The organism is Vibrio sp. MarTm2, assembly GCF_027587055.1.
GTDB lineage: Bacteria > Pseudomonadota > Gammaproteobacteria > Enterobacterales > Vibrionaceae > Vibrio > Vibrio sinaloensis_D.
On sequence record NZ_JAPPTK010000004.1, the window covers coordinates 14319 to 27313 of the forward strand.

Sequence of the window (12995 nt, forward strand, 5' to 3'; positions counted from 1 at the left end):
TCAAATCATACTCTGCGTACAAACTCTCCAGTTAGGTTTGGGAGTGATATAGAACTATTGTGGCACGCTGGCCTCATCCACTAGGTAAAGAATCGACTGGTATGGGATACCGCTATGATGCGATAGACCAATTTCACAGGTTCGGCTGTTACTAAAGCCACGATGACAGTTCTCAGGCACTTGCTCTTTGAGTGGATGAACCGCCGCCGCATTGAGCTCTGGCGTAGTGAAACCCTTGTCTCCAGCCCATCCACAACAAGCAATATGCTCAGGTACCACGACGTGGCTGGCGCAGCGCTGAGCCAGGGTCAACATGCTGTTTTCCAATCCCATTTTCCTAGAGCTGCATGTGACATGCAGCATCACGGTCTCATTGATCGGTTTGATCTCTAAATGAGGCAGCAGATACTTAGAAACAAAACCTGTAGGCTCAAGTATTTCCAGCGGTTTAGTAAAGTTATCGATGCTGCGTTTAGCGCAAGGACTGGTGTCCATGAGAACAGGATATTCGCCTTCGTAGCTTGCTTCCCAGAGCGCTTGCTCTAACTGAGCCGCTTTTTGCGTGGCGATATCTGTCATGCCTTTGCTGTCAAAGGGCATTCCACAGCACTGGTCATGAATACCTTCAGGGATGATAATTTCAAATCCAGCCTTCTTAATGAGTGACATTGTCACTTCAGTTAAGCTGCGCTGATCAGAAGCATTAGTTTGTTGCCCCATAGTGCGAGAGGCACAAGAAGGGACATACACCACTTTTTTGTCGGACTTAACCAGCAGTTCCAAAGACTTTTCTAGATTATGGCTGTTTGATTGAGGTGTCTCAGGGAACCAAATCGGGGTTTTGTTCTTGGTGAGGCTCCGAACGCCATTGGTCAACTTAGAGACACCATTTTCACCTATTACTTTCACCGCAATTTGGTTGGCTTTGAGAGAGGCGCGAGTCAGTGTTGTAGTGGTTGAAAAATGATCCGCAGTCCACTTGGCAATTGGCGTAAACTTTTTGTACTTCGCGGTGCGCAGTTGTTTGACCAAATCACCCGTGTTGATACCCACCGGACAGCGGTCAGCACAAAGCCCAGTTGCCGCGCAAGTATCGAGCCCTTGGTACTCGAAGACTTTTTCTAATTCACTTGCGGTAACGGTTTCTCCTGCTGCTTTTCTGCGTTGTAGCTCTCGATAAAGCACAATACGTTGCCTTGGTGATAAGGTAAGCGTGCGGGAAGGGCAAACCGGTTCACAGAAACCACATTCAATACAGCGATCAACAATGTCGTCGGCTGCCGGCATCGGTTTTAAATTCTCAATATGTGAATGTGGGTTGTCATTGATGATTACGCCAGGGTTGAGTAATCCTTCAGGGTCGAACAGCTTTTTAATTTGCTGCATCAGTGCGTAGCCATCTTTGCCCCATTCAAGCTCGACATAAGGCGCCATGTTACGGCCTGTGCCATGTTCTGCTTTCAATGAGCCTTGATATTTGACAGCGACAAGGTCAGCGACATCGTCCATGAATCCGCCATAGCGATCAATTTCCTCTTGTGAGTCAAATCCTTGGGTGAAGACGAAATGCAAGTTCCCTTCAAGTGCGTGGCCAAAAATGATGGCTTCGCTGTAGTGATACTTATCGAACAGTGCCTGTAGATCTCGAACGCCATTGGCGAGATTCTCTACAGGGAATGCGACATCTTCAATGATAACGGTGGTGCCGACTTCACGAACAGCGCCGACGGCTGGGAACATGCCTTTGCGAATTCCCCACAGTGTCGCGACGGTCTTGGCATCCGTGGTAAAGGGAACCGACTCAATGATCGAGTACTCACTGAGTGAGCCTAAAATGGCTTCACACTGGCTATCTAATTCTCCTTGAGAGCTGGCATGCGTTTCGACCAAGAGTGCTGCGGCCTCAATATCCAAATTTGGCATAAATTCAGGCATGCCGGGTTTGTCTGCGACTGAACGCAGTGCTCGACCATCCATCAACTCGACGGCTGCGACTGGCGTTTTCGCCAATGTGGCAACGGCTCGGCTTGCTTCTTCGATATCGGCGAACACCAGCAATGCTGAGGCTTTAAACTCGTGCTCGATGACCGTGTTGTAGGTGATCTCGGCGATAAACCCTAACGTGCCTTCAGAGCCGATAAGCAAATGTTCCAACACTTCGATGGGGTCACTATAGTCGACCAATGCGTTGAGTGCGTAGCCCGTGGTGTTTTTCAATCGATATTTATGTCGAATACGCTCAGTGAGCTCTGCATTGCTTTGCGTTTGCACTACAAGATTTGAAAGCCCTTGATAAATGTCAGGGCGGGTCACTTTAAAGGCATTGATACTGGCTTTGCTTGAGGTGTCGAGCAAGGTGCCGTCGGCGAAAACCACTTTGATACTGTCGACCGTTCGATAGGAGTTTTGCGCGGTTCCACAACACATCCCACTGGCATTGTTGGCTGCAATGCCACCAATCTTACAGGTGTTTATAGACGCAGGATCGGGGCCGATTTTGCGCTTGAAAGGCGCCAAGTATTTATTTGCATCGGCGCCAATAACCCCCGGCTGAAGAATGATTTTATTGCCATCGTCAACAATATTGTGTCCACGCCAATCATCGGTGAGAGTGATTAGGACGGAATCCGAGACCGCTTGACCAGACAAACTCGTCCCTGCAGCACGGAAGGTAAAGTGGACGCCTAGTTCTCGACAGCTTTGTATCGCGTAGATGACTTCGCTGAGATCTTTAAGGCGTAAAACGATTTGCGGCACCAAGCGATAAAAACTCGCATCGGTGCCGTAAGCTAAACGCTTTGCTTCTTGGGTAACAATGCGTTCGGGGTCAATTTGTAGAGCAAGCAAGGCTTCAAGTTGCTCGTAAGTGGCTTTCGAAATTGTGTTGGCCATCATTGCTTCCTTGTGCTGATGTCACGGGTAGGGCGTCTTTCTGATTATTGTGAGGTTGTTCTCTCTTCCCGTGAGTCAAAGGTGTCACATCTTGTTCTCAAAAGCCGTGACACCCATTAAATTAATCGATTAGATGCTCACCAGTGAATCTCGGTTCAGATCCTGAATGGTTTTCGCGCCTGTTAGTGTCATCGCAACGCGCATCTCTTTTTCATACAGATCTAAGAGATTTTCAACGCCAGCTTGACCTTGCGCAGCAAGCGCGTAGATGTAAGAACGACCAAGCATGGCACAATCGGCACCCAGTGCGAGCATACGGACGACATCTAACCCAGTGCGAATACCGGAATCGACGAAGATTTTCATATCTCCCTTCACTGCGTCTGCAATAGCAGGAAGAGCTTTGGCAGAAGACATAACGCCGTCGAGCTGGCGACCACCGTGGTTTGACACAACAATGCCGTCCGCGCCAAATTTCACGGCGTCTTTTGCATCTTCAACATCCAAAATGCCTTTGATCACCATTGGCCCATCCCAAAAGTCACGAATCCATTCAAGGTCTTTCCAGCTAATTGAAGGGTCGAAGTTTTCACCTAACCAACCAATGTAGTCTTCGAGTTTGGTCGGCTCGCCGCGGTAAGTTGAAATGTTGCCCAGATCATGCGGTTTGCCAAACAAACCAACATCAAACGCCCATTGCGGGTGGCGCATCGCTTGGAATACACGTCGTGCTGCGGCATTCGGACCGCTCATACCAGAATGCATGTCGCGGTAACGGGCGCCCGGAACAGGCATATCGACCGTGAATACCAAGGTTGTCACGCCTGCGGCTTTTGCACGTTCCAACACGTTCTTCATAAAGCCGCGATCTTTGAGCACATAGAGCTGAAACCACATAGGGCGCTCAATCGCTGGTGCGACTTCTTCAATGGGGCAAACTGACACCGTCGACATGGTAAACGGGATGCCTTTTTTCTCGGCGGCTTTTGCGGCTTGTACTTCGCCACGACGCGCATACATTCCGGTTAAACCGACTGGCGATAGGGCGATAGGAAGCGCCATCTTTTCACCGAAGATTTCGGTATCGAGGCTAAGCTCAGACATGTCGTTCAACACACGCTGTTTAAGCGCAATATCTGCAAGATCTTCTGTGTTGCGTCTCAGAGTATGCTCACCATAAGAGCCGCCATCAATGTAATGGAAAAGAAAAGGTGGGAGCTTTGATTTCGCCGCTTTGCGGTAATCAGTAGAGGCAGAGATAATCATAATTCAATCCTACAAATGGTGTATTTGGGCCTTTCTTTGAAGGCTAGATTCAAACTGTTTAGGGTGGCGTTAATACTCGCTTGGAGTGACACTAGTGCCGTTCTTGTCAGGGGATGAGTATTAACGCCGTGGATTTATTTAACCAGGGCATCCGTAATGTTTAGGCCATAAATGGCAATTAAACCAATGACGCCAGTCAGGACTAAGTAGTAGAACGTTGGGATAACCGTTTTGCGTAGCGTCGCACCTTCGCGGCCCAGTAGTCCCACCGTTGCTGATGCAGCAACCACGTTGTGAATCGCGATCATGTTACCCGCTGCTGCGCCAACCGCTTGAAGTGCTACTACAACCGCACTAGAGATAGAGAGTGTCTGCGCAACTTCAAATTGGAACTGGCTAAACATCATGTTAGACACCGTGTTTGAGCCTGCAATGAAAGCGCCTAGTGCACCGACGGTCGCGCTCAACGCTGGGAAGGCTTCACCTACGAGGCCAGCGGCAAAGTTGGCGGTTGTGACTGGCATACTGGCTAAGTCAGCGCCGTTGACGCCAGAGTTGATGAAGATGCGCACCATAGGAATAGTGAAGACCAAAACAAAGCCTGCACCAATCAAGGTTTTGCTCGATTCGCCAAACGCTTTTGCAAGCGGAGCAGCGCTACGTGCTTGAAGCAATACAGCGATAAGCGCGACGAAGACTAGGATGCCACCTGGTAGGTAAAGGGGTTGAATGGCAGTGCTGATACCGGTTTCGCCCAAAATATTGCTAAACGATAGGCTTACGCTGGTTAGCATCGCTTTGAAATTGGCGCTAACGCGGCTCGCAACCAGTACCACAGCCAATAGCACGTATGGGAACCAAGCCATCACCATGCTCATCGGTTTGCTCTTGCTGTCTTCTAGATCAATCTTCAGTGAGCCCAACCATTCTGCTGGCCACTTATCTTCTTTCTCAAAGTCCCACGTTGTTTTAGGTACCAAGAAGCCACGTTTTGCCGCAGATACGACGATAGAAAGTCCAACCAAACCGCCAATCAGTGATGGGAACTCCGCACCGAGGAAAACCCCCGTTAGTGCGTACGGAATGGTAAAGGCTAAGCCCGCAAAAATAGCAAACGGTAGAATGTCTAGCCCTTCTGTCCAGCTCTTGTTTTTGCCGAAGAAGCGCGTCAGCATCATTGCCATTAGTACGGGAATTAGCGTACCTACGGTCGCGTGAATCATCGCAACGCTAGAGGTAATTTGTTGTAAGTAGGCGTCCCAAGTGGAGCCATTCGCGAGTAGCGCTTCTGAGATATTGTGCGTATCAAGACCTTTGTTTACCCCAACGATGATAGGGGTGCCTACTGCGCCAAAGGAAACAGGCGTCGATTGAATCATCATACCCATTAAAACCGCGGCGAGAGCAGGGAATCCGATCGCGACTAACAGTGGCGCCGCAATCGCTGCGGGCGTACCAAAACCTGATGCGCCTTCAATAAACGAGCCAAAGCACCAAGCGATGATGATGGCCTGAACACGACGGTCAGGTGAGATGTTAGTAAACCCGTTGCGAATGGTGGTGATTGCGCCGGTGTGTTTAAGCGTATTGAGTAGGAAGATGGCGCCAAACACAATCCATAAGACCGCGACAGTGATGCCTAGCCCTTGAAAAACAGACGCTAAAACGCGTGTGGTCGACATGTCCCACCCAAATAGGGCAATGATAACGGTTAATCCAAATGCGACAGGCATCGCGCGTTTGGCTGGCCAATTAAGGCCGACAAGTAATATGGCAGCCACCACGATTGGTGAGAAGGCCACTAGGGCAAGTAATGTTTCACTCATTGGTACATCCTCGTACAGGCATAATCCCTTGACGTTTTGCTAGGGATGACTTGTTAAATCCGGGCTCTAAAGAGTCTCTTAGATTTTATATTTGTGATAATTGTGTTAATTCGAAGTGAATTTACCCCTTTATTTTTTATTGATATAGGGAAATAATGAAAATAATTAATTCCAAAAGTGACATAATCAATGCGCGCAGATGACTTAATTCTGTTTTCTCAAGTCGTGGAAATGGGCAGCTTTAGTAAGGTAGCTGAAACAAATAACCTTACAAATTCGGTAGTTAGCAAGCGAATAGCACGTTTGGAAGAAGAGTTGGGCGTTCAGTTATTATATCGCACAACGCGTAAATTGACGCTGACCGAGGCGGGCAAAGCGCTGACGCATGGGGCTAAAAATGTGAAGCAAGCCACTTTGGAGGCTATGGATGCGGTTTCAGGCTTTGGTGAAAACATCAGCGGTCACATCAAGATGTCGGTGCCGACCATTTCAGGTGATTTGATTTTAGCCGATGCGGTCGCCGAATTTTGCAACACGCACCCTGGCCTGAGCGTTGATATGTCATTAGATAACCGTTTCGTCGACTTAGTTGAAGGCGGGTATGATTTGGTGATTCGCACAGGGTATTTGGAAGACTCAAGCCTGATCGCTCGACATATTCTCGACTCACAATGGGTGGTGTGTGCGTCGCCTGCGTATGTCGCACGAAACAGTAAACCAGTGAAACCTGAAGACTTAACACAGCACAACTGTTTGCAATACGCTTACCAAACCACAGGAGCGAGTGAATGGGAGTTTAAAGGAAAAGAGGGCAATTACATTGTTCGCGTGTCCGGTTCGTTTTCAACAGACAACGCCACCGCACTGAGGAAAGCTGCTTTGGGTGGTCATGGCATTGCTTACGTACCACGATGCTTGGTGTATCACGACATTCGCAATGGCCAACTGGTGGATCTGTTTCCAGAGCAAGTAGGAAAGCGATTGGGCATTTACGCCGTCTATCCGTTTACCCGTCAACCCCCTAATAAAGTGAAACTGCTGATTGAACATATCCGCGCACGCTATTTAGCCATTTCACATTACTTTTGATTAGCCCTGAAAGAAAAACGCCGATGCATCCATGCATCGGCGATAAGTCGGCGGCCAAACCGAACTGATAGAGTAAGCTTAGGCGGCTTCTTCGGATTCGTCCAAGTCAAATGACGCCGCTATCAGCTTTTTGGTGTAATCGTTTTTCGGATTGTGGAAAATTTCATCCGCAGTTCCCTGTTCCATAACCTCACCTTTTTGCATCACGAGCACGCGATCAGAAAGCGCTTTGACCACACTCAAGTCATGGCTGATAAACAAGAAACCGATATTGTGCTTCTTCTGAATGTCTTTGAGTAGGTCAATCACCGTTAACTGAACAGAGCGGTCCAATGCAGATGTTGGCTCATCAAGCAGAATGAAAGAAGGCTCCAAAATCAGCGCGCGTGCAATCGCAATACGTTGGCGTTGACCCCCGGAAAACTCGTGAGGGTAGCGGTTGATGGAGTGAGGATCCAAACGTACTTCTTCCAGCGCTTTACGTGCACGTTGCATACGCTCTGACTTTGTCATGGTTGGCTGGTGGACGGTTAGCCCTTCAGTGATGATTTCACCAATGGTCATACGAGGAGAAAGCGAGCCGTATGGGTCTTGGAACACCATCTGCACATCTTTCTTTAACTCAAAACGTTGCTTTTCGCTCAATTGACCGACATCTTGCCCTTTAAAGTGGATTGTCCCGCTACTTGGAAGTAGGCCAATTAAGGCGCGTCCTAATGTGGATTTACCTGAACCAGACTCACCCACAATACCCAAGGTTTCACCCTGCTTAAGTTCGAGAGAAATGCCTTTTACCGCTTCGAAGTACTGGTTTTTGCTCTGAATAAAGTGCGACTTAATTAAGAACTTGACGCGAATATCGTCGGCTTTTAGTAGAGCCGGTGCGTTGTCTTCAATTGGGTCTTTGCCGCCGCGAGGGATAGAGTTGATTAGCATTTTGGTGTAGTCGTGCTGCGGATTGGCAAATAGCGCTTGGCATTCACCTTCTTCGACCACGTCACCTTTACACATCACCACCACACGATCCGCAAGGTGTTTTACGACACCGAGGTCGTGAGTGATAAACAAGATCGCCATGCCGAGTTTGCTTTGAATCTCTTTAATCAGATTAAGCACTTCTGCCTGAACCGTCACATCAAGAGCGGTGGTTGGCTCGTCGGCGATCAAGATGTCTGGCTCGTTGATCAACGCCATCGCAATCATGATGCGTTGCAGCTGACCGCCAGAAAACTCATGAGGATATTTGGTGTAGGCTTGCTCGATATTTGGCAGGTGAACCAAGTCAAATAGCTCAAGTACCTTCGCCTTTGCTTGAGAGCGGGAGACTGGGCGATGGCACATAATTGCTTCGGCTACTTGTATGCCGACGCGCATGTATGGATTTAGCGAGGTCATTGGCTCTTGGAAAATCATGCCGATACGATCGCCACGAATGGATTGCATCGCAACTTCCGATTTATCAAGCAGCTCTTCACCTTCAAACACGATGCTTGATTGTGAATGAACAATCGAATTGTTCGGCAATAATTGCATCAGTGCATTGGATGAAACGGATTTACCGCTGCCGGATTCCCCAACAATGGCCAGTGTTTCACCTTTAAACAGTTCAAAGTTCACATCCTTAACCGCATCAACGATGCCATCGTTGGTGGTAAAGCTAACTGAAAGGTTCTTCACCTTTAGTATTGGCGTCTGTGACATGTGTATTCCTTTATAGTTTTAATTTATGACGCGAGAGCTCTCCGAAGCGCCATGAAAAGATTTCAACGCAGCGAAGTGATGGTGTGCTTTTTGTACTTGTTCATACTCAAGCATCCACTGCGCATTGCGTTGCGCGGTGCAAAATGCCCCCATGTGACGAAGAAGCTCATCGCTATTTTTTTCCAAAATATGGTGAGTCGCCTTCACCAAATCGGATGTTTCAATGGACATAAACTGAAGAAGCGCGTAGCTCTGGTTCAACAGGTCAAATGCACGTTGATGCTGGCCCATTTTGTTGAGAATCTCTGACTGGGAAACTGCCGCGTCTCGTAAACCAGTGAGCAAACAACTGAACTGACAGGGCTTGGTCTCTTCGCAGTCCATTGCAGATTGAATATGGTGGGGCAAATGAGAAAGCACTTGATCGTACAGATAATGGGCCTCAGGCCAGTGGCCTTGTTCCAGTAATTGTTCCGCTTTTAGGTAATGCGTCCAACATTGTTGTAGATCCATGTGTGTTTACTCCACCAAATACTTGATGGAGCATATTTAAATGCAATTCATTTACGATTGCAAATAATTATCATTTGATCGTAATGTTGGCTTATGATTGATGGTTATTTGACCGAACAGATTCAATTTCTGCCTAAGTCACTAAATTATAACTAAATATGTCCTAAACTAAGGCAATAGAGACCCAATAAGAACAACAACAAGGAACGAGGATATGGCGATTCAGCGACTAGAAGCGAGCCAGCTATACCATGCCGCAGAGCTAGAAACCCTGCCGAGCAAATCAACCAAAGAGTTGGCACCCATCGATGAAATTGTAGGTCAAGAACGTGCTCAGAAAGCGGTAGAGTTTGCTATGTCCATTAAGGAAAAGGGCTACAACATCTACGCGATCGGCCAAAATGGTCTTGGCAAACGTACGATGATCTTGCGTTATTTAAACCGACACCAACATGATGCGAATGAGCTGTTCGACTGGTGTTACGTGGCGAACTTTGAAGATATTCGAACCCCGAAAGTCTTGAAATTACCTTGCGGCGTGGGCAGCAAGTTAAAGCAAGACATTGAAAAATTGGTTTCGAAGCTGCTCAACGCGATGCCACTCGCGTTCGACAATGAACTCTACTACAGCCGAGCTGACCGTCTAAAAAACCAGTTGGCGACCAAACAAGAGGCGGAGCTCGCGCAAATCACCAAAGAGGCAAAAGCCAAAGGCATCAGTCTGACCATCACTAGCCAAGGTGACTACCAGTTTGTCGCGATGAATGGCGAAGAACTGCACAGCGAAGAGTCGTTTGAAGCATTAAGCAAAAAAGAGCAAGAGCACTTTGGCGCCGCGATTGACGATCTTGAGGTGCAACTGCGCAACATGGTTCGCCAGTTGACGGAATGGGAAGAAGCCTACAGTGAGAAAATCAAAAAGTTGAATGATGACGTGACGCTAGACGTGATCACTCATTTCATTAAGCAGCTCAAAAAAGATTACTCTGGCTACTCAGAAATCAAAACTTACCTGACCGAACTGCAGCAAGATATTGTAGATAACGCCGATATTTTTCTTGAGCAAAGCGCGGAGCAAGGTGAAGTGGCGACCGCTTCTTTGGATAAGAAACTGCCCCGCCGATACAAGGTTAACGTCCTTGTAAGCCGTAAAGACAGCGATTTTCCGATTGTTGTAGAAGAGAACCCGAACTATCACTCATTGTTTGGTTACGTAGAAACGGCAACCTTTAAAGGCACCGTGTTTACGGATTTCTCGCTGATTCGCCCTGGTAGCTTGCACAAGGCTAATGGTGGCGTGTTACTGATGGATGCTCAGAAGGTACTTGAGCAGCCTTATGTATGGGATGGCTTAAAGCGAGCATTGCGTGCGCGTCAGTTAAGTTTTTCTTCACTGGAGAAAGAGGTGACGTTAACGGGGACGGTTTCACTGGACCCTGAACCAATCCCATTGGATGTGAAAATCATCTTGTTTGGTGACTATCGGACTTATCAACTTCTGCAGCACTATGATCCAGAGTTCAGCGAGCTATTTCGGGTGACGGCAGACTTTGAGGATGAAATGCCTCGCTGCCCTGAGGCAGAGCTTCAGTATGCGCGCTTTATTTCTAGTGTCGTCAATGACAACAATATGCTGCATTGTGACAAGAAAGCCATTGCGCGGATCATCGAGCACAGTTCTCGCCTTGCGGGTGACCAGACTAAGCTCTCTTTGCATTCTGCCAACATCGCTAACTTACTGCGTGAGTCGAATTACGTCGCTCGGCAAGCCAACTCAAATATGATTCGCTCAAATCACGTCGAAGAAGCATTGTCCAATCAAGAACTGCGAGTGAGCCGTTTGAAAGATACCGTGATGGAAGGGTTCATTAACGGGACAACGCTTTTACAAACAGAGGGGCAAGCGGTCGGTCAAGTGAATGCGTTGTCGGTGCTTAGTACCAGCGAATACATGTTTGGTGCTCCAAACCGTATTACCGCGACGACCTGTTATGGCGACGGTGATGTGATAGACATTGAACGCAGCGTCGATCTGGGTGGCAGTATTCACTCGAAAGGGGTGATGATTTTAAGTGCCTACTTGTCATCGGTGTTTGGTAAAACGGCCAAAGTGCCGCTTAATACCACCATCACGTTCGAGCAGTCTTACGGTGGTGTTGATGGTGATAGCGCGAGCATGGCGGAGTTTTGTGCGGTGGTATCGGCATTCTCCAAACAACCTAATCGCCAAGACATTGCGATTACTGGCTCGATGAACCAGTTTGGCGAGTCTCAACCGATTGGTGGGGTGAATGAGAAGATCGAGGGCTTCTTTGATGTCTGTGGTATTAAAGGTCGCAGCAATGAACAAGGGGTGATCATTCCGCGTTCAAACATGCATAACTTGATGCTAAGACCAGACGTAGTTAAAGCCGTTGAGAAGGGTGAGTTCCACATTTGGGCGATTGACCATGTCACTGAGGCGATTGAGCTCTTTATGGGCAAACCTGCGGGTGAGCCGAGTGAGGAGGGCAGTTATCCAATAGATACCATTTTCGGTATCGCTCAAGCGAAGTTAAATGCATTGCGCAAATAGTGTTCCTCGCTTAGATAAACAACCCTAAAACGAAATGCCAGTTCAATGAGTGAACTGGCATTTTTATCTCAATGAGTGCGATTGTTTCGCTATAACGACAACTCTTTGCGCACGATGGCGGCGCCTTCGCTGAGTGCATTGAGTTTTGCCGAGGCAACGTCGCGAGCAAGGGGCGCCATACCACAGTTGGTACATGGGTAGAGTTTGTCGGCATCTACATACTTGAGTGCTTCGCGCAGTGTGTTTGCCACTTCCTCGGGCGTTTCAACCTCGTTGGTTGCGACATCAATCGCGCCAACCATTACCTTCTTACCGCGCACTAGCTCAAGTAGTTCCACAGGAACACGTGAGTTGTGACACTCCAAAGAGATGATGTCGATGTTGGACTGTTGCAGTTTCGGAAAAACCTCTTCATATTGGCGCCATTCTGAGCCTAGAGTTTTCTTCCAATCCGTATTGGCTTTAATGCCGTATCCGTAACAGATATGAACCGCAGTCTCACACTTCAAGCCTTCAATGGCGCGCTCCAGACAAGCAATGCCCCAGTCGTTGACGTCATCAAAAAAGACGTTAAAGGCAGGCTCATCAAACTGGATAATATCAACGCCAGCGGCCTCTAGCTCCTTGGCCTCTTGGTTGAGAATTTTTGCAAACTCCCAAGCCAGTTTTTCGCGGCTATGATAGTGATCATCGTAGAGCGTATCGATCATCGTCATAGGGCCAGGAAGCGCCCATTTGATCGGTTTATCGGTTTGCTGGCGCAAGTATTTTGCGTCTTCAACAAACACCGACTTTGGTCTTGATACCGGGCTAACCACGCTAGGCACACTGGCTTCGTAGCGATTGCGAATCGTCACGGTTTTGCGTTGCTCGAAGTCTACGCCGTCGAGGTGCTCGATAAAGGTAGTGACAAAGTGTTGTCGGGTCTGCTCACCGTCACTGACAATATCGATCCCCGCGCGTTGTTGATCGTGCAGTGATAAGTTGAGCGCATCTTGTTTTCCGCTAACGAGTTCATCGCCTTCCAATTTCCAAGGAGACCAAAGTGTTTCTGGTTGAGCCAGCCACGAAGGTTTTGGCAAACTGCCCGCAGTTGATGTTGGTAATAGAGTTTTCATAATCAATGCCACCGT

8 protein-coding genes are annotated in these 12995 nt (G+C 48.1%); 2 read left to right on the top strand and 6 right to left on the bottom strand.

The genetic code is table 11. The annotated features are described in order from the left end of the window. Positions 1-54: 54 nt before the first annotated feature. From OH458_RS10495 to OH458_RS10505, 3 genes are all read right to left on the bottom strand, one after another. Positions 55-2892, bottom strand: coding sequence for an FAD-binding and (Fe-S)-binding domain-containing protein (locus OH458_RS10495; protein ID WP_443088508.1), 2838 nt, complete (start codon positions 2890-2892; stop codon positions 55-57). A 129-nt stretch (positions 2893-3021) separates the two neighbouring features. Then, complete coding sequence (gene lldD / locus OH458_RS10500; RefSeq protein WP_038136518.1) at positions 3022-4158, bottom strand: FMN-dependent L-lactate dehydrogenase LldD; 1137 nt, start codon at positions 4156-4158, stop codon at positions 3022-3024. 134 nt (positions 4159-4292) lie between these two features. Beyond that, positions 4293-5984: an L-lactate permease gene (locus OH458_RS10505; RefSeq protein ID WP_269978293.1), complete on the bottom strand. Its 1692-nt coding sequence runs from the start codon at positions 5982-5984 to the stop codon at positions 4293-4295. A 189-nt stretch (positions 5985-6173) separates the two neighbouring features. On the opposite strand from OH458_RS10505, the gene OH458_RS10510 reads away from it, so the two are divergent. Next, entirely contained in the window at positions 6174-7073 is a 900-nt protein-coding gene (locus OH458_RS10510; protein ID WP_005473630.1) for a LysR family transcriptional regulator, read from the top strand. A 78-nt stretch (positions 7074-7151) separates the two neighbouring features. Here the strand turns inward: OH458_RS10510 and OH458_RS10515 are convergent, their stop codons facing one another. After that, the gene (locus OH458_RS10515) at positions 7152-8774 is read right to left on the bottom strand and encodes an ABC transporter ATP-binding protein (RefSeq protein WP_039473780.1); all 1623 of its coding nucleotides are present in this window, start codon (positions 8772-8774) and stop codon (positions 7152-7154) included. 18 nt (positions 8775-8792) lie between these two features. Then, entirely contained in the window at positions 8793-9287 is a 495-nt protein-coding gene (locus tag OH458_RS10520) for a hypothetical protein (protein ID WP_005473676.1), read from the bottom strand. Positions 9288-9501: 214 nt separating this feature from the next. Between OH458_RS10520 and OH458_RS10525 the strand changes: the two genes are divergently transcribed. Continuing rightward, positions 9502-11862 (top strand): Lon protease family protein, encoded by a 2361-nt coding sequence (locus OH458_RS10525; RefSeq protein ID WP_269978294.1) that lies wholly within the window; start codon positions 9502-9504, stop codon positions 11860-11862. 89 nt (positions 11863-11951) lie between these two features. Here OH458_RS10525 and OH458_RS10530 read toward each other — a convergent pair whose 3' ends face one another. Beyond that, entirely contained in the window at positions 11952-12980 is a 1029-nt protein-coding gene (locus OH458_RS10530) for a methionine synthase (protein ID WP_269978295.1), read from the bottom strand. Between the last annotated feature and the right edge of the window lie 15 nt (positions 12981-12995).